An 18962-nucleotide genomic window follows, 5' to 3' on the forward strand; every position below is an offset into this window, starting at 1 on the left:
TGGAAAAATAGACCTCTTGCATAACCATATAAATTGATTAAAATCCTTGATTTTATCAAGGATAACATGAAGTTTGAAAACATCAAAGATGAATACGCAGAAGAGTTTCGCAGGCTTACTGGCATTAAACGAGGAACGTTTGAAGTTATACTAAGTATATTAAAAGAAGCTGAAGCTATTTTAAAGTCTCAAGGTGGAAAACCCAATAAATTGGCTTTAGAAGATCGATTACTCATGACGCTTGAGTACTTGCGTGAATACAGGACATATTTTCATATTTCCCGCAGTTATGGAATAAGTGAAAGTGCCTGTTATCGTAATATACGTTGGATTGAAGATACTCTAATTAAAGATAAACGATTTTCACTACCTGGACGTAAAGCATTACTAAAAAGCGATTCTGAATACGAACTTGTGTTAATTGATGCTACTGAAACACCGATAGAACGACCTAAAAAAAACAGAAGCACTTTTATTCGGGAAAAAAGAGGCGACATACTCTAAAAACTCAGCTTATTGTGGATAAAAGGAAAAAAGAAATCATTTGCACTAATTTTTCTAATGGCAAGCGTCATGATTTCAGGTTATTTAAAGAATCCGGAGTTCACATCCACCCTGAGATTAAAGTTCTTACAGATACTGGTTATCAAGGCATTGATAAGTTGCATTATAATTCAGAGTTACCAAAGAAAAAGACAAAAAAGCGACCACTAAGCAGGAAAGATAAAAAGAAAAATCGTCAATTGTCTAGTGAACGTGTTTTAAATGAAAACGTCATAGGCATGATCAAACGATTTAAAATTATCGCTGATCGTTATAGGAACAGAAGAAAACGATTCGGTTTAAGGTTTAATTTACTTGCTGGTATCTATAACTTTGAGCTTTAAATAGGTTATGCAAGAGGTCTAATATACGCTAGAATTCAAAAACCAACGAACTTTTTTGTATTTAGCTAATATCAAAACTGTTATCTGTACTTGATCAAAACATTACATTCGCAAATATTGCCAATTTCTACCAAGCCATGATAAATTACTCTACTATATAGCGCGAGTTGCCAATTAATATGAAGCATCTAAGCTACTAATTACCGGCAATGTGGATAAATAGATCTTTCATAAAATCATCAAAAAACAGTACCTTGATGCAAAAACCTTTTTCATATGTTATTTTTGTTTATTTTCAAAACCATCAGCAACATATAGAGTGCTAAAAATCTACCACACGGCAATCAATTAATTGGCAACTCGCGTTATATAAATTGACAGATAAGTTTTCACCTTTCATTAGGCTGATTCTTCAAACGCTTGTTTCAGCGAACAATTGCTTTGTCGTATCCTAAGCCTTCATGAGAGATGCTTATGTACTTCTTTGTACAACTTCGGTGCTTCCCATAAGCTCCGTATACTCCTTGCACTTGCTGCACTAACACAAGTTTGAAGAAGAAGTCTATTAAACTTTTTCAATCTAATTCTTCTATTCTGAAGAATGCAATAAATATAATATTTCGTGTTAGAGAATTGAGATTAAAATATTAGACATCTTTCGCGGACTCTACTTATGACAAGAATTTGTGCGTCGATTTTGTGTTCGCAGCTCCTCATATATACTCTTGTCTTGCCGTATCTAAATCTTCTACCACTTTTTTGCCAGAAGCTAGTTTCGAAAGAGGTCTATTTTCATTTCCAAGATAAACTTCAGAAATTTCATCCTCAAGTCAACTTTCATTATATCTTCTCTGACAGTAAAACCAACTCAGGCGACTTTCAAAAATTGTATTCTAACGATTATCTATTTTTTAGGATACATTTTTTGCAAAATTCTTAACGTTAAATAAATATTACTTTGCAAATCTTTATATACTTTCATCCTTAAATTTTTCACATCATTTCTAATCTGCACTAATTCTTCAGAATGAACTAATTATACTAACGCGAATTACCAACTATTTTATAATTAGTAACTCGTCTAAATATGATGCTGTTAACAGCACGATATACGAAAATTGAACCAGGAGCGACTTACCTAAAGTTTTTCGAAATATAAAATCAATTCAACTATTTCTGCAGGTTATACATGTTGCAGACTTACACTAAAGTGGCAAAACTTGTATATACACATCTTTTTCTTGCTGAAAAAATCTCCCATATATTTAAGCTATTAATCAGCAACTCAAGTGGTGCATGCAAGTTAAATACCAACTCTTTACTTTACCTGCAGTATATAACATTTTCAGTCGAAAATAACTCACCTTCAAAACTCCTAAAGTAATTCAGCAAGATTCTTCGCAGCACTCTCACAAAAAAATCTACGATTTATTTTACTAGACGTTTTCAATTCACTCCTATTACTTAAAAATCTAAGAATTATATCACATAGCTTTGCACTACTAAACTCATCTTGAGGAATCAAGATGGCCCCCAAATTATCACGAATAAATATCGCATTATGGAATTGATGATTATCAGCTGCACTTGGAAATGGCACAAGTATCGATTGCTTTTGAAACAAAATTAACTCAAATACTGTTGCTGCTCCAGCTCTTGAAATTATCAAGTCATGTGTCGCAATTTTCCTCCCAATATCTTTAAAGAAAGTGCTTAACTCAACTCTTGCGCTTGTTTTGCTATAAAATTCATTAACATTTTCCATATCCTCTTGCCTAACCTGCTGAGTCACTGCAATCTGTTTTTGCTTATCAAGCGGTAGCAAACTAATAGCACTTGGAAAAATATCAGAAAATACCTTTGCTCCCTGACTTCCACCTATTACTAAAATAGAAAGAATGGAGTGATCAGCATCACTTTCTGTTTTTCCTAATATGGCACTGTTTTCAACTTCATCACCCGCAACAAGAGTTGGAGTTGACTCTGCCTTATATTGTGTACTTCTTGCTATGTCAAGCAGCTCAGGCCGCATCGGCAAACCAGTTACAACAACTTTATTTAATACAGTACTTGGCAATCCAACAGTATCTGGAAAGGAGACAGCTAAACTCCTGCAAAAGTATGAAATTATCTTATTAGACTTTCCAAGGACAGAATTTTGTTCATGTACTACAACTGGAATCCTCATTAAAAAAGCAGCAAAAGCAGGAGCAAGAGACGCATATCCACCAAAACATACAACGCACCTAGGCTTTATGGCAACAAACAAATGGACCAATCTCAAGCAATTCACAAATAAAAGTAAAATCTTTATGTATGAAGACAATAAAGTTGCCGAACTTACACTAAAGATCTTAAAAACTTTCGATACATCCACAATATCTTTTATAAAATTAAATCCTCGATCATCTATTGTAAATACTACATTAAACTTCTTTTCTATATGGCGCGAAAGAGCTTCAGCAGGATATACGTGACCACCAGTTCCACCTGTTGCGATTACTACCGTATTTCTTTTATCAGCTTTCATTTTACCATATAAGGAATTTGTGTTTCTATCCAAGCTATTTTGCCGTCTTTTCTACGGTATACAACACTTATCATTCCACTTTCTAAGTTAATGAATAACAACGTAGTTAAATCCATTAAATCCATATGCATAACAGCATCACTCACAGTCATTCTGAGTAATGGAGATTGTCTCTCTGCTACAACGATTGGACATTCATCCAAAACTTCATGATCACTTGCTGCAAGCACATATTTAGTTGCCATTAGTTCATCAAGCACTTCAGGATCTCTAACACTGCGCACTTTATGCTTATCCTTGAAACGCTCTTTGTATTTTTGCAATTGCCTCTCTGCTTTCTGTATAGCGCCATCTACACTATTATACGGATCTGCATCTTCGTTATTACTTTTTATTACAACGCCACGCCCAGTACCATCGTTCACTATAACGTTCGAGTGAAACATACTGTTATTTTTAGAAATTGTAACATGAGCACTAATTGCGTTCTCAAAGTATCTCTTAACTCTGGACTTCAGGTTTTCTTCTACATGAACACGCAAGGAATCACCTATACTAATATGTTTTCCGGTTATTATGACTTCCATCTGTATTTTCTCCAAACATTAAAAATCTTTGATCACAAGTAGTATATATTTGTCATACTTTTCAAAATTAGCGTCTTTAAAATGCTCCTTATGTATTTTGTATACAACACAAATTACTGATTAATAACTAAAAGTGTATGGCAGATTTTTCGATAGCACAAAGAGATGCATATATACAAGTTTTGTCACTTTAGTAATGACTTACAACATATCTGCCATACAAAGATCGTTGAATTTATACATTTTGAAAATTTTAGGAAGGTCACTCCTGACTCAATTTTCGCACACATCTAGAGGAGTTGCCAATTATTTTATAATTAACAACTCGCGTTTCTTAGCTCTTTTTAAAATCTAAGTTTAAATATAAATCAGATATATACTCTCTAAATCAAAATGCATTGATAAAAAATAACACTTTTTAGCATTTTTAGTAAAGCAAGCTTTATTCAAACCTTATCTTAAGACTTCATTCCTTTGAAGATGCCAAGAGCTTGCGCAACCATAGCACTTGCATCTCCTGTATTAGAAGGAATGATAGGGTTTATCCCATTGATTGTGTAAATTTTTTAGAGCCATTAAAATCTCCCATCAAATTTGATTATAAAATGAGCCATAGCTTCATTCCAGTTAGAGATAGGCATGGTCCATTTTTTGGTAATATAATCAATCGTTAGGTATAAAACCTTGAATACCGAATCATCATTTGGGAAAACACGCTTATTTCTTGTAACTTTTCTCAACTGACTATTCAGCGATTCTATAGCATTTGTAGTGTAAATTATCTTACGGATACTCTCTGGATATTGCAGAAATATTACAAGATTCTCCCAATTATTATACCAGGATTTTGCTATATGTGGATATCGTTTACTCCATTTCTTATCAAAAGATTCTAGGGCAAGATGCGCTTCATCTTCAGTAGCAGAGCTATAAATAAGCTTTAAATCTGATGCCAATAATTTTCTGTCTTTATATGATACATACTTCAGGCTATTTCTAATTTGATGTACTATACAAAGCTGATGCTCAGTTTTGGGATAACTTGCGCATATAGCTTCAGACATACCAGTCAGGTTATCACTACAGGCAATTAATATATCTTTTAATCCTCGATTCTTCAATTCAGTAAAATTACTAAGCCAGAATTTAGATCCTTCATTCTCACTTATCCATAATCCTAAAATATCTTTCCGGCCCTGTAAATCTATACCCAGCGCAACATATACTGATTTATTAATTATCTGTTTATCTTGCCTTACCTTAACTATTAAACAATCAAAATATACTATAGGATATAATGGTTCAAGAGGTCTACTCTGCCAAATTCTAACCTCATCAATTACATCATCTGTAACCCTACTAATTAAACTCTCACTAACTTCTGCTCCATATAATTCTTGTAATTGGATCTTGATATCAGACAAACTCATCCCCTTGGCATACAGAGATATTATCTTTTGATCTAAACCATCTATTCTTGTTTGATTCTTGGAGACAATTACAGGTGCAAATTTACCTTCTCTATCTCGCGGAATATTTAACTCGATACTGCCATTCTCAGTAATCAAATTCTTATTATAATGACCATTCCTGCAATTCTCAGTTTCAGACCTATCATATTTGTTATAACCTAAGTGTTCAGACATTTCTGCCTGCAAGGCTCTCTCCAAAATACTCTTCGTTAATTCCTTAATCAATCCATCCTGCTTCAGTACTGTCTTTAAATCCGCTCCTCCTTCTATCAGTAAATCTATCGCTTCATTTATTTTCTTATTCTTTTCTGTCTTCATTCTAATTACCTATATTCTTTATTAATTCCAAATATAGGCTCTACTATAATTTACACAATCTTTGATAAAGACTCGAATGATAAGAGTATTATTCTCCTTAGCAAGAAGTTTAAATGCCTCTATGTATTGTTCTGCAACTCTAAGGGCTGCGGCATCATATCCACCATTATTCTGGATAGCAGCAGCAACCCTTACTATGCTTGCTGCAGTCGCATTTGCAATCATCTCTATTGCTTCAGCTTCACCCTTTGCTCTGTTCACTTGCTCTGTCATAATAGCTTCAGAACTTAGTACAACTTCACACTTTCTAGCCTCTGCAGAGTTAATAGTTGCTTGCTTCTGTCCCTCAGACTCAAGTATAACAGCACGCTTCTGCCTCTCTGCTGCAACCTGCGTCTCCATTGCCTTCACAACACCAACTGGTGGCTTAATATCTCGTATTTCATAGCGCATACATTGTATGCCCCAGGTAGTGGCAGCTTCATTTATCGCATTTACAATTTGCACATTCAACAATTCGCGCTCTTCGAATGTATTATCCATAGAAATTTTTCCTATAGCAGAACGCATTGATGTTTGTGCAAGCTGTGTAACAGCATAATAAGGATTCTCAACGCCGTATGATGCATCAACAGGATTTACTATACGAACATAAAGAACTCCATCAAGCAATAAAGTTACATTATCCTTTGTAATAGCAGCTTGTTCAAGAACATCTATCGGTCTTTCTTTTAGAGTATGCTTGTATGCGACCCTATCGATGAATGGAATAATAAAATTCAGACCAGCAACCATGGATTGGTGATATTTACCAAATCTCTCAACTATCCAAGCTTCTTGCTGCGGAACAATTTTGATAGCAGAAAACGCTAAAATAAAAATAATAACAGCCAAAGAAAATAAAAGCTCCATGTATCACTCCTTTACCTAAAACTAAAGTAAATTACTAATAAAACCCGATTTTTGGTGCCGTTGAAGGGAGTCGAACCCCAGACCCACGCATTACGAATGCGTTGCTCTACCAACTGAGCTACAACGGCGTTTTGGTATGCAGTATTGTTAACAGTGCTATAAAAAATAGCAACTTTTTTCACTTGCCGAAAGTATATTCATCACTATCTTTTTAAGCTTGTATATAATTAACATAGAGCATAGCTAGTCTGCCCGAAGTTAAATAAAAATCAGTATTTAGTTTATTCTAGAAATAGTGAAATTTCTTTTATATTTTCGCTCGATAGCAATATATAATAACTTGAAAAACTAACCATATTCATTTCAAATGAAATACGCAAGCGATTTGCTACTCTCAAAACTTTTTTCAATAAAGGTGAATTCATATCGAAATACTTTAACTCGTGTTACATAGTAGCTGCGATTTTAAAACAGTTATGTAACGATTCAAACTCAATATTTCGCCAAAGCCGTTTTTTGCCTTGAAATCGTCTCAGTGGTATACTATCTAATACTGAGAATTTGTCAAAATACTTTTTTAAAACGTATTAATCATGCAAACAGATAAGCTTCAGGAAAATAAAATGCAGCAAGAAAACCATTCTGAAAAAGAGCATAATGCTACATTACAACAAAATGCGAATCAGGACGTAACTACTGAAGATTCAAAACTAGTTGTGGAAGAAAAAGAAAATGAGCAGAAAAATCAAGTAGCAGAACTGCAGAGTCTTGTGAAAGAGTTGAACAATAAGCTACTCTTAGAGATTGCAGAGAATGATAATCTCAGAAAACGCTTCGCGCGTGAGCTCGAGGATGCAAAAAAGTATGCCATTGCAAACTTTGCAAAAGAACTAGTTGAGGTTCTAGAAAACTTGTATAGAGTAACAGAAAACATCTCAGATAACGCTGAAATTACGCCGGAAATGCAAAGCATGAGTGATGGTGTTTTAATGACGCAGAAAATATTGCTCAGTGCATTCGAAAAACATGGTATTCAAAGAATTTACCCAGAGATAGAAAGCGAGTTTGATCACAGGTATCATGAAGCACTGAGCCAGCAAGAAGACGCAACAAAGAAGAAAAATACAATAGCTCAGGTTGTACAAGCAGGATATATTATAGACTCGCGTTTGTTACGCCCAGCACTAGTTATAGTTGTTGGATAAAGCAAGACATCAGCGAACTGAAATCTAAAAATAAATATTTCAAAAATTGACATAGTCAAAATGCTCTTTATGCAATGCGGGTTGCTAATTATTTTATAATTAAGCAACTCGCCTAAATTGACTTGATTAACAAGGGCATGCCAAAACGTGAAATATCACTGCACTATTTTTCCACTACCACACAAATCAACTTTCGCATCAGCAAACCTATCTTGCTTTTGATTATAATAGATCTTGAAGATCTTAATACGCCTTCATCAAAAATTAATGATTGATCAAAGCAGACGATAATATAAAAATAATCTTCACAAAAAAAATAAATTAGTAAAATGTTTAATTTGACTAACATTGCTTTTCAATTATAAAGCATCACTAATTTTAGCAAAATAACAACAATTTAACAAATTATGATTCACCTTCTAGTTTATATGATGAACTTATAGCTCCAAAAGTATTAAGACTTCCTGCTCTTTCTAAAAATATATCATCTATAAAGCGAGGTGCTATCATGTCATTATATGGAGGAATTATGCAAAAAATAACTGATTACTTATCAAAATACACCTCTCTTTTTATTATTCTGATATTTTGTTTTGCCCTATCTTGTGTAATGATGATTGCCATGCACAATGCTAATGGTGGTACACTAATGCAATATTTTATGGCATACTTCTTCATATTTCTTTCACTTTTCAAGTTTCTCGATATAAATGGATTTGTCAAAGCATTTGCGGCATATGATCTTTTGGCGCAAAAGTTTCGATTTTATGGATATTGCTATCCATTCGTCGAATTCAGCATTGGAATATCGTATCTATGCGCATTTCTGCCGCTTTTTATGAATATCGTCACTTTTACAGTAATGACAATCAGCGGAATAGGTGTAGTAAAAAGCTTATTATCAGGTCAAAAAATAAAGTGCGCCTGTTTAGGAAGTGCTCTAAATATTCCACTTGGCGTAATAAGTGCAATTGAAAATTTTGGCATGGGATTTCTTGCGGCATATAATATCATATTTTTATAAATTTTTCATTATGATATGCATAATAAATATATATTTAATCTCTTTAAGCAATCTCACATAATCTATGTAGTAAAACCTTATGCCATTAAAGAATTAGTTTCGCATATACTATAACTTTATTAACAATCTTAAGGCGTATAATCTAGCCAAATTGCCATTAAGGGTAAACAAAAGCACAAAATTTATAAGATTTTCACGGCCTAGCCTAAAATTATCTTGATATGTTTTTGCGTCTGAAATACTCTGTCGAGATAATTATCATCTTAAAATAATCATAATTGAGGATCATAAATGAATAAAACTGAATTTATTGAAGCTGTTGCTGGTGCTATGAGTGTTTCTAAAACTAAAGCTGCGGATGCTGTTTCGGCTGTATTATCCACTATACAAAAAGCGCTAGAAAATGGCGATGAGATCAGGATAGTTGGTTTTGGAGCATTTAAAGTAGCAGATGTAAGAGCTAAGGTTGTACGCAATCCACAAAACGGACAAAAGATCAATGTCCCAGCTTGCAAAAGACCAAAGTTTATTCCTGGAAAAGACTTGAAAGAGGCGGTAAATCGCAAGTAAAGGTAGTAATTATGTCACAGTTTTTGCTAAAAATACGTTTTATATACTCGTACAATAATGTAACAACATCGGAATATATATGCTAAAGCATTATATAAAATCCGGGCTTTTGAGTGCTCGCGGTGCGTATGGTTATTTTTTTTTGAAGCATGTAGATTTTGCAGAGTTGGTAGAAAAACGCTCCAGAGCTAAGTATATAAGCGATGTTTTTGAGATTTGCGATGGTGACATAATTGCAATGCCTAAACAAGAACATACAGATAAGGTGCTGGTATTGTCGCGCAAGGACGCGGCTATGTTTAGTAGCGATATGCCAGCTGACTCTATAGTAACAGATATTCCAGGGGCTGTGATTGGCGTTAAGACTGCTGATTGTGTACCTATACTCTTATACGATGAAAAAAATAAAATATCGGGAGCCGCCCATGCGGGTTGGCGCGGTGCATTCAGTGGCATCTTACAAAACACTGTGCTCGCTATGGAATCCTTAGGTGCAAATGTCAGTAGTATTGCGGCGTGTCTTGGCCCATCAATTAGACAATATAGCTATGAGGTATCATATGACTTACATGACAGATTTATAAAACAATCTAAAAGTAACAGCACTTTCTTTAAAAATAACGGAGAAAAGTATCTGTTTGATTTACCTGGATACTGCAGATCAGTATTATCTGAGATGGGTGTTGAAATAGAAGATCTATGCATAGATACCTATACAAATTCTGATATTTTATACAGCTATAGGAAGATTAATCGCTCTAATACTCAAGCTCGTTCTGGCTTCGGACAACTTTCTCTAATTCGCTTTGCTTGATATCTGTATTATCTTTTTACAAATTCAGCTGCGCATGAGTGGGTCAAAATTCACTGTATTCAGCATTTTGCTCTAGCATTTGAGTTGTATTAAATCTTGCATAACTACCTTTCAAACCGCACAATCTTCTTAAAATCCACTAATTTTATAATGTCAAATAAAGATAGCATCAAATCTAGGATAGATGATTTAAAATCTAAAACATGCTACCAAGAACGCATGCAAGCAAAACATGGCAGTATTTTTAATGCCAATTATAAAAAAAAATCAACAAATAAAAGTGGTAGTGGAATAAACATACTTGCTGACATACTTGCTGGGATTGCAATAGGTGTTTTTGTAGGTTATTATGTTGATCTATACTTTGGTACAATGCCTGCTTTTTTGTTTATTTTTACAATATTAGGCTTGTTCGCTGGAATTTATAACATAAGTAGATATTAGAACATCTTATGCATAGCCCTCTAGAGCAATTTAATATAAAAGTTTTGCTTCCTATTAAGGTAGCAGGACTTGATGTTTCATTTAGCAACTCTTCACTCATGATGTTGATTGTGCTTCTCATCACTGCTCTATTTCTCTTTTTGGGAACTCGCTCTAGCAAGGCTGTGCCAAATAGGCTAGAAGCCGCTGTTGAGGTATTGTATGATATGATAGAAAATATGGTAAAAAGTACAGCCGGTAGTGAGGCTCGTAAATATTTCCCATTCATTTTTTCTCTGTTCATTTTTATATTATTCTGCAATCTATTTAGTATGCTTCCATATGCATTTACCGTAACAAGTCATATAGCAGTCACTATGGCATTTGCAGCATTCATCTTTGTCTGCGTCACAGTTATAGGCTTTTGCAAGCATGGAATGCACTACTTCTCATTGCTAGTTCCGTCTGGCACACCTATCTTAATGGCTCCTATGCTTTTTGTGATAGAATTGATAGCATATCTTGCAAGGCCTGTTAGCCTTTCTATACGTCTTGCTGCAAATATGATAGCAGGGCATGTTGTGCTTAAAGTTTTAGCATCTATGGCGATTATGGCAGGATTTTTTGGTATTTTTCCACTTATGTTACTGACGCTACTTACAGGATTTGAGATATTTGTTGCAGTTTTACAGGCTTATATTTTTTCTATTTTAACATGTGTATATCTAAATGATGCTTTAAATTTACACTAATTTTATCTATCTCTATGCTATTCTCGTCTCTTGTAATCATTCCAATAACTTCTTTTGTTACTTTATCTTATTGAGACATTTATCTATTTTAAAGTAACCTAGTGTGGTTCTAAATTCGCTTTTAAGGAAATGTTGTGACATAATCATTTAAAAATTTATACTGCTTGTATAATTAAGTTATTGATTTAAAACGATACTTAGGTGATATTTGCTATTGTGATAAATTTTTGCTTTGTTTTATATTTACTAATAATTGAGGAATGTTTTTTATGGAATTGTTGTCACTAAAATATGTTGGAGTAGGTCTTGCAACTCTCGGAATGCTAGGCGCTGCAATTGGAGTGGGTAATATTTTTGCTGCACTGATAAAAAGCATAGCGCGCAATCCTTCAGCTGAGTCCCAGCTTAGCAAATATGCATATATAGGCGCTGGCCTTGCAGAAGCTATGGGTATATTTGCGTTCTTGATGACTCTACTTATATATTTTAGTTAATAATGATTTGATACTGTTTGCCCATGCCACAACTAGACATTTCCACATATTTGATGCAGATTGCTTGGCTAATATTAGTTTTTTCTGCTCTATACTGTTTCGTTAGATATTTTTTCTTCCCTAGAATGTCTAAAAAAATAGCGCTGCGCAACGCTATTGTGGATGATGCGATAGTAAAGTCAGAGGCTCTTGTTTTAGAATGCCAAAAATTGAAATCTGAGATTGCTCAAATTATGCATCAAGCCAGAGAGCATTCTGTATTACTACAAAAAGAAGCAGATGCTAAAGCTAGAGTAATGATGGAAGAAGCTGTTGCTATATCTAATGATAAAGTTGAAGCATTTTTAGCAGCAGAATCTAAAAAGTTAGCAGACCTCGAACAGGAAATACGCGCGCAAGTGCCGTCTGTTGCAGATGATGTAAAGAATGAAATTTTGCATTTCTTTCAGCAGAAGAATAAGATTTCGTAATGATATCGCTTGCAATATCTTATTCCGTACTTTGTTGTATTACGATATTTGTATGCGTTGTTATTATCTAGCTTTTGTGTCATGATATATCTGAGGCAGTATAAAAGAGTTATGCTAAACTTTGTCTTTTTGATAAATTTTAAGTCAGCCTCTCGTCTGAAATAGAGTTATATTGCAGATTTCAAGTGAATAAAAATTTGTTCTAAATACTCGTTTGCTGTGCCTATTTTATAGTGCTTTAGCTATAGCTTATGGTATATGTACCTATAGCTCGGGTAAATGAAGAGTTGGTATTTATGTACATACGAAGTTAAACTGAGTAAAGGTTAGAAGACGCGAGTTCCCAATTATTTGATAATTAGCAACTCGTCTCAATGTTTCGAAAATTGAGTCAAGAAGTAGCTTTTCTAAAGTTTTCGAAATATAAAATTCAACGATGTTGTAGTGAGTAGGTATGTTGCAAGCCACTACTAAAGTGTCATGTATGCACTTCTTTGTATTGCAGAAAAAATCTACTATATACTTGTGTTATTAATCGGCAGCTTAGGTTGCATACAAAGTATATAAGGAGAATTTTCAAGACGCTAATCTTTAAAGTATGACGAATGTATAAATCCTTTGATGTGTAAAAACTGATAAGCTTAGAGCTTATGCATAAAATTATTTTTGATGGTATTTCTAAGTATGTTTGAGTTTAACGAGGAGTTTTTTGTTTCCATTTGTTTTTTCATTTTTGTTGCTGCAGTTTTCCCAAAAGGTAGAAAGGCTATTGCGTCAATCTTGGATAATAAAATAAAGATGATTAGCGCTAATATAGAAGAAGCAACAAAAATACGAGCAGAAGCTATGAAAATGCTAGAGGAGGCTAAGTTAGAATATACAAAAGCAGTGGAACAAAAGGATCTCATAGCCAAACAGTCAGAAAAGAAAGTAAAACATCTACTTGAAAATATAAATTCTAAGATCCAATCAGATATGAAACGTGATATACAAAGCGCTCATAACCTTGCAGCACGTAACATGGATAACTTAATCGTCAAATTAAAATCTGAAATTTTACAAATAAGCATAGAGATTGCATCGGCAGTCATGAAAAATAAGATGTGTGATGAAAAACACTCAGAATCTGTGCTTGATGAAGCACTCTCTTCACTTCTTTCTCAACTTTTTAATACTCAAAATACTTCAAATCAACAACTATAATGTGTCGTTAAGATTTTATATTTATATTCCCTTAAAATAAAAATGAACTTGCAAACATAGTAGTAAAGCAGTAAAACACCCCTTGAACTCGTAAGTAGGGTATCTGTAAAATATTTATTCTAGAAGATGACACAAAATCAAAGACTTTTAATAGCACTTATAATATCTCTAATTATCTTAACAGTGTGGCAAAACTTCATTATAACGCCTGAAACGAACACAAAAGTTACAGAAAATAATACAAGCGGAGATATTACAACATTAGAATATATAAAGAAACCAATTGAAATTTTACCTAGAGAACATGTAATACAACATGGATTCTCAGAGAGGAAGAGAATACTCTTAGAAAGCGATACAATGAAAGGATCGCTAAGCCTAATCGGTGGAAGGCTGGATGATGTCATTTTAAAGAAATACACAGAAACTGCAGATCCAAACTCACAAAACGTTGTGTTACTCTCTCCAGGAAATACTAATGAGGTATTTTTTGTAGAATTTGGTTGGCTTGATTCATCCGGACAAAAAGTAGAGCTTCCTACTAAAAACTCAGTTTGGCAACATAGCGGGAGTAATTTATCTCCAATGAATTCAATAAATATGTATTGGAAAAATAGTACTGGTATTACGTTCAAACTGCAATTCTCACTTGATGAGAAATATATGTTAAACATCAAGCAGTCTGTACAAAATAATAGTGGTTCCGCTGTTTCGCTCCATCCATATTTTGCTGTTAATCGTACGTTTACTGAAAGTAAGAACACTAACATGCTGATGCATGAAGGAGCAATTGGTGTGTTAAATAGCAAATTACATGAAGTAACGTTTGGTGATATCAAAGATGATAAAAATTTAACTTATAAGTCTCAAAGTGGCTGGCTTGGCTGGGTAGACAAATATTGGCTCACAGCTATTATTCCTCAGAAAGGCAGTCAATTTAATGCAAAAATTTCTTCTTTTAAGGTAAGTGATAGAGATAGATTTCAGATAGATGGGATATTGGAAGCACAACTTATACTGCCTAACAACTCCATAGATAAAAGCTATAATCTATTTATTGGACCTAAACAGCTTAAACTTCTAGAGAGCTATGAGAAAGTTTATAATATAGAACTATTTGATAGAGCGGTTGACTTTGGAATACTATACTTTATTACCAAGCCTATCTTTATGTTGCTGAGCTATTTTTATCAGATTTTAGGTAATTTTGGTTACGCAATTATTCTTTTAACAATCGTAATAAAGTTACTCCTTTTTCCACTTTCATATAAGAGTTTCCTAAGTATGAATAAGCTAAAAGCTCTGCAGCCGCAAATGGCAAAAATTAAGGAAAAATTTAAAGATGATATGCAAGGCATGCATAAAGCAATGATGGAGCTCTATAAAAAGGAAAATGCTAACCCTATGTCTGGTTGCTTGCCAATTATAGTACAGATGCCTATCTTTTTCGCTCTTTATAAAGTTCTATATGTTACGATAGAGATGAGACATGCACCATTCATGCTTTGGATCCACGATTTATCCGCCCTTGATCCTACAAGCCTATTTAATATGTTTGGTCTGATTCCTTGGGATCCTCCAGGATTTTTGATGATTGGTGTACTACCTATCATCATGGCTCTAACCATGCATATACAACAAAAACTAAACCCAGAGCCGTCTGACCCAACTCAAGCTAAGGTTATGAAGATGTTGCCTTTAATATTCCTGTTCATGTTTGCCTCTTTCCCTTCTGGATTAGTGTTATATTGGGCTTGGAGTAATATATTGTCTATATTGCAACAAGCTGTAATCAAGAAATTACATTCTAATTAACCATTGCTACAAAAGAAATAGCTACCATTTTATATATAGCACTGCCGGTAGTGCAATATTGAAGATTATCAAAGATAGTTTTATATTCAAATTTTTGCTTTTTATATAGCTCAAAGCAGTATAAAAAGATAATTACTAGAGTAGAGAGAATGTATTAAGTCGCCTGCATCATAACTCTAAAAAGCTGAGGATTTATGTTGGCCTGCAAGCAATTATGATGCGCAGAAAGTCCAGCAGGAAAAGTGGCAACCTTATGGATTTTGTTATGTACTGTCTTCATAAATTCATATGCGTTAATTTTTGGGTCAAATAATTATATATATTTGCGAATAAATTAGTGAAGTAATACTTGAAAATCAAGCAATAAAGGTTTCTGCAAGTAGTGTTGCCCGCAAGTACCTAAGTAGTATTGCTAGGGTACAGGACAAGTTAGTACAGGGCTGCTGACAATAACTTTTGTACATTTAATTTTCCGCAAAAATTTATTTGCGCGGCAAATCGATTTTTTGATGGACATATAAATTAAGGATATTACAACAATTAGCAATGAAATTTATGAATAGACAATACAGACTAAATCTTTTGTTTATCTTGCTCACTATTACTTCTGCCTGCTTGTACTAATGTAAGCCAGAAAAACCCTGTTTTCCCACCTTCCAAAGAAGAAGTGGAGAATAAAAGAGTTGGAAGCTTGCTTGGAGGTGAAACTAGTGGTTTTACAATATATAGTTCAACAGATAACTCTCATTTTACTGCAAAACCAAAGAAACAAACCTCAAACTGCAGTCAAAACCTAGTATGGAATACTATGCTTGATTCTCTATCAGATATTCAAATAGCTTTTACTGACAAAGAGTCTGGCACTGCAGTTACACATTGGCAGTATTCAAATAACAAACAAGAGAGAAAAAAATATCGTATCCTTTTATTGCAAGATTCAAATGATAATTATTCAGTAAATGTTACAGCTTTAAAACAATCATTCTTCAAATCTGCTTGGAGCAATGACGAAACAGACTCGGAAGCTGCATCTAAACTGCAAAATCTTATCATGAACAGAATTAATTTTGTTTGCACCAATAACTAACTCAAGTTACCTATTCATAATCCAAGTGTATAGCAGATTTTTTGGCTATACAAAGAGGGGCATACTACAAAGTCTCAAAACAAGCATGAAATGGTGCTTGGAGCGCAAAAATAGCGCTTTAAATCCGTAAGGAAATGTTATAATAAACGCAAAAACCTTACGGATTGTGTGAATGTAGTATTTGCTAGGTATAGGAGAATTAATATATCCGAAAATTAGCGTATGGCAGTTCGGCTTTGTTGCACATTTCACTTCTCCACAGAAATTTATTTGCTACGTAAATAGATTTCTGGCGCGCGTACTACAAACATTTTTCCGATTCTGCTATAAAAAATCACAACAAATTGACACAGATACCATTAGCTAAGCAATAAAATGCACAATATAAAGTTGTACCAAGGCATTTCAAAAGCTATAATGCATATTTCTAGCGGATGGACAAGATAAATCCTATGTTCCTTATAGTTATGACACAGACGACTATAAATCTAATATTCCATAATCAATATAGATTTTTATAATTCAGCTATTTCTTGAATTTGTTTGAATATTATTTGCGATCTCTTCAAGATAATTTGCTATATCATCTATAATCTCTAACAAATGTTCATTATAACTAGCTAAATCGCCTTTCTCAGACATAAGACTCTGTGCATTTTCTTCTCCAGATTTTAGAGTTTCGATTTCATCTTGCATAATTAAAGCTGCTAAAAACAACGCTCTACTATCATTGACATTTTTGATATCTGACTTGAGTGCTGCGATTCTTTCGTTAATTTTATTAGCAAGATATTTTACCCTATTTGGATCTTCACAATGTACGTCAAGTACTCCAGAACCAAACTGAACGGTTACTTTACTCATTTATTTATTTTTTGTTTTAATAAACGTTTTAATTGATTAATAGATACATCAATATATTCAGAAGTACTCTTGTCAACTAGCGTATCAGGTAATGTGCGCAGCTCTGGCTCAGCATTAACTGTGCTGCTACTTTGACTTTGTTGTTCAGACTTAACTTCTATTGCTAGTCCAGTTTGCAGTACTTGGCTTTTATTATCAATCTTTGATCTTATCTCTTCTAACTTTTCTGAGATTGCTGCATTTTCAGCTTCAAGTGAAGCTATACTAGATTTCATATGATTTTGTACGTTGTTTAGGTCTAAGCATTCTTTTTCAAGCTTTGCATTCTGCTTCAATAAAGCATCAGCAGCATATTTGATATTGTGCAGAGCTTTAGCAATACGTTTTTTGGCTTTTTCTATACGTTCTTCGATCATCATGTTTATCAACCTTGTTGAGCATTACAAGTATGCCACAATAAAAACAAAGATAAGATTTTTTATTGGCAATACTAAAACATTTATACAAGTACTACCACTAATTTTATAAAGCACTTAAAAATGCAAATAAAAACCCATCTTTTATTATACCAAAATTATGGATTTTATAAACTTATAACGCAAAAATAATTTCATCTTAACAATTAAACTTCTGTATAACAAAGAGTGGGTATTTACTTATATATATGAAGTTAGGCTTAAAAAAGAGCTAGGGGAATTAGTGCATATATATAAGTTTTTTATAGGTATATACACGATAATATATGGTACTATTCACAAAGTACTATAAAAATGCCTGCTAACAGAAATAATACACTGCTTATTTTTCAAACTAGTCAATTATTATCATATAAGCATAGAATTGATATGCCAGCAATTAATCCTATCTCAATCATCTAATCTACTATAATGAGTACAGTTAATACTGATACATCACAAGAAGCTAAACATTACATGCTTTCTCATATATTAATATCATTATATATGAATTCTAAAACATATTTCTAATGCTCTATGTTTATAAATTGCAATGGTAATACTGCTGCAAATGTTAAAATATAGCTAAAACAGCATAAAAAAGTCATGCTAAACTTTGTCTTTTTGATAAATTTTAAGTCAGCTTTTTGCTTGAAATAACAGTTATATTGCAGATTTCAAACAAATAAAAATTTATTCTAAATACCACGCTTGCCATATCTACTTGATAGAGCTCTAGCTATAAAACTCATTAACATGAAATGCACTGCATCTGATATGCTATGCTATACAACATATCATTTAGAAAGCAGTCCTATGGCAGCATATGTCATATAAAAACATGGTGCCCATGAGAAGACTCGAACTTCCATGACCAAAAGGTCACTAGCACCTGAAGCTAGCGTGTCTACCAATTCCACCACATGGGCAAAAAATATGTGAAACTATAATGAAATTTCATAATATGCACTGCTAAACAATCAGCGATCATGAAATACATAACATTTTTAAAAATATGCTGGCACTTATTTTTGAAAGTATCAACATAATACCAACTTATTCAGCTCAAAAATTAGATAT

At 33.5% G+C, this 18962-nt stretch carries 19 protein-coding genes and 2 tRNA genes; 12 read left to right on the forward strand and 9 right to left on the reverse strand.

The window, feature by feature from the left end:
• Positions 1 to 66 precede the first annotated feature (66 nt).
• Positions 67 to 887 (forward strand): IS5 family transposase gene (locus AACL20_RS02015; RefSeq protein ID WP_339051669.1). Its coding sequence is split into 2 segments (ribosomal slippage): positions 67 to 454 and positions 454 to 887, totalling 822 coding nucleotides; the frame shifts between segments, so codons are not numbered across the junction.
• A 1375-nt stretch (positions 888 to 2262) separates the two neighbouring features.
• On the opposite strand, the gene AACL20_RS02020 is transcribed toward AACL20_RS02015, so the two are convergent.
• From AACL20_RS02020 to AACL20_RS02040, 5 genes are all read right to left on the reverse strand, one after another.
• Positions 2263 to 3417 (reverse strand): UDP-N-acetylglucosamine--N-acetylmuramyl-(pentapeptide) pyrophosphoryl-undecaprenol N-acetylglucosamine transferase, encoded by a 1155-nt coding sequence (locus AACL20_RS02020; protein WP_339052443.1) that lies wholly within the window; start codon positions 3415 to 3417, stop codon positions 2263 to 2265.
• Positions 3414 to 4004, reverse strand: coding sequence for a ribosome hibernation-promoting factor, HPF/YfiA family (hpf, locus tag AACL20_RS02025; protein ID WP_339052444.1), 591 nt, complete (start codon positions 4002 to 4004; stop codon positions 3414 to 3416). Before hpf ends, AACL20_RS02020 begins: the two co-directional genes overlap by 4 nt.
• A gap of 575 nt (positions 4005 to 4579) precedes the next feature.
• Entirely contained in the window at positions 4580 to 5794 is a 1215-nt protein-coding gene (locus AACL20_RS02030) for an IS256 family transposase (protein ID WP_339051785.1), read from the reverse strand.
• Positions 5795 to 5815: 21 nt separating this feature from the next.
• Positions 5816 to 6706 (reverse strand): stomatin-like protein, encoded by an 891-nt coding sequence (locus AACL20_RS02035; protein ID WP_339052445.1) that lies wholly within the window; start codon positions 6704 to 6706, stop codon positions 5816 to 5818.
• A 52-nt stretch (positions 6707 to 6758) separates the two neighbouring features.
• Positions 6759 to 6834: transfer RNA gene (locus tag AACL20_RS02040), tRNA-Thr, on the reverse strand.
• Between the two features lie 495 nt (positions 6835 to 7329).
• Between AACL20_RS02040 and AACL20_RS02045 the strand changes: the two genes are divergently transcribed.
• The 10 genes from AACL20_RS02045 to yidC all read left to right on the forward strand — a co-directional run bounded on the left by AACL20_RS02045 (position 7330) and on the right by yidC (position 15476).
• Positions 7330 to 7911 (forward strand): nucleotide exchange factor GrpE, encoded by a 582-nt coding sequence (locus tag AACL20_RS02045; RefSeq protein WP_339052446.1) that lies wholly within the window; start codon positions 7330 to 7332, stop codon positions 7909 to 7911.
• Positions 7912 to 8560: 649 nt separating this feature from the next.
• Positions 8561 to 8935 carry a MauE/DoxX family redox-associated membrane protein gene (locus AACL20_RS02050; protein ID WP_339052659.1) on the forward strand — a complete coding sequence of 125 codons (375 nt, stop codon included), beginning with the start codon at positions 8561 to 8563 and terminating at the stop codon, positions 8933 to 8935.
• Positions 8936 to 9226: 291 nt separating this feature from the next.
• The gene (locus AACL20_RS02055; protein ID WP_339052447.1) at positions 9227 to 9505 is read left to right on the forward strand and encodes an HU family DNA-binding protein; all 279 of its coding nucleotides are present in this window, start codon (positions 9227 to 9229) and stop codon (positions 9503 to 9505) included.
• 79 nt (positions 9506 to 9584) lie between these two features.
• Positions 9585 to 10319: a peptidoglycan editing factor PgeF gene (pgeF, locus tag AACL20_RS02060; RefSeq protein ID WP_339052448.1), complete on the forward strand. Its 735-nt coding sequence runs from the start codon at positions 9585 to 9587 to the stop codon at positions 10317 to 10319.
• A gap of 150 nt (positions 10320 to 10469) precedes the next feature.
• Positions 10470 to 10763: an AtpZ/AtpI family protein gene (locus tag AACL20_RS02065; protein ID WP_339052449.1), complete on the forward strand. Its 294-nt coding sequence runs from the start codon at positions 10470 to 10472 to the stop codon at positions 10761 to 10763.
• Between the two features lie 8 nt (positions 10764 to 10771).
• Complete coding sequence (locus AACL20_RS02070) at positions 10772 to 11494, forward strand: F0F1 ATP synthase subunit A (RefSeq protein ID WP_339052450.1); 723 nt, start codon at positions 10772 to 10774, stop codon at positions 11492 to 11494.
• A gap of 269 nt (positions 11495 to 11763) precedes the next feature.
• A complete protein-coding gene (locus tag AACL20_RS02075) occupies positions 11764 to 11988 on the forward strand; it encodes a F0F1 ATP synthase subunit C (RefSeq protein WP_339052451.1) in 225 nt (74 codons plus the stop codon).
• Positions 11989 to 12011: 23 nt separating this feature from the next.
• On the forward strand, positions 12012 to 12458 hold the full coding sequence (locus tag AACL20_RS02080) for a hypothetical protein (protein WP_339052452.1): 447 nt from the start codon (positions 12012 to 12014) through the stop codon (positions 12456 to 12458).
• Between the two features lie 684 nt (positions 12459 to 13142).
• On the forward strand, positions 13143 to 13661 hold the full coding sequence (locus tag AACL20_RS02085; RefSeq protein WP_339052453.1) for an ATP synthase F0 subunit B: 519 nt from the start codon (positions 13143 to 13145) through the stop codon (positions 13659 to 13661).
• A gap of 126 nt (positions 13662 to 13787) precedes the next feature.
• The gene (yidC, locus tag AACL20_RS02090) at positions 13788 to 15476 is read left to right on the forward strand and encodes a membrane protein insertase YidC (RefSeq protein ID WP_339052454.1); all 1689 of its coding nucleotides are present in this window, start codon (positions 13788 to 13790) and stop codon (positions 15474 to 15476) included.
• A 154-nt stretch (positions 15477 to 15630) separates the two neighbouring features.
• On the opposite strand, the gene AACL20_RS02095 is transcribed toward yidC, so the two are convergent.
• Positions 15631 to 15756 carry a hypothetical protein gene (locus AACL20_RS02095; RefSeq protein ID WP_339052455.1) on the reverse strand — a complete coding sequence of 42 codons (126 nt, stop codon included), beginning with the start codon at positions 15754 to 15756 and terminating at the stop codon, positions 15631 to 15633.
• Between the two features lie 387 nt (positions 15757 to 16143).
• On the opposite strand from AACL20_RS02095, the gene AACL20_RS02100 reads away from it, so the two are divergent.
• Positions 16144 to 16563, forward strand: coding sequence for a DUF3576 domain-containing protein (locus AACL20_RS02100; RefSeq protein ID WP_339052456.1), 420 nt, complete (start codon positions 16144 to 16146; stop codon positions 16561 to 16563).
• Between the two features lie 522 nt (positions 16564 to 17085).
• Here AACL20_RS02100 and AACL20_RS02105 read toward each other — a convergent pair.
• The 3 genes from AACL20_RS02105 to AACL20_RS02115 form a co-directional block, all read right to left on the reverse strand.
• Positions 17086 to 17427 (reverse strand): cell division protein ZapA, encoded by a 342-nt coding sequence (locus AACL20_RS02105; RefSeq protein WP_339040502.1) that lies wholly within the window; start codon positions 17425 to 17427, stop codon positions 17086 to 17088.
• Positions 17424 to 17846 (reverse strand): hypothetical protein, encoded by a 423-nt coding sequence (locus AACL20_RS02110; RefSeq protein ID WP_339040504.1) that lies wholly within the window; start codon positions 17844 to 17846, stop codon positions 17424 to 17426. Before AACL20_RS02110 ends, AACL20_RS02105 begins: the two co-directional genes overlap by 4 nt.
• A gap of 878 nt (positions 17847 to 18724) precedes the next feature.
• Positions 18725 to 18811, reverse strand: a tRNA-Leu gene (locus tag AACL20_RS02115).
• Positions 18812 to 18962 lie beyond the last annotated feature (151 nt).

This window comes from Candidatus Lariskella endosymbiont of Epinotia ramella (assembly GCF_964019805.1).
Classification (GTDB): domain Bacteria; phylum Pseudomonadota; class Alphaproteobacteria; order Rickettsiales; family Midichloriaceae; genus Lariskella.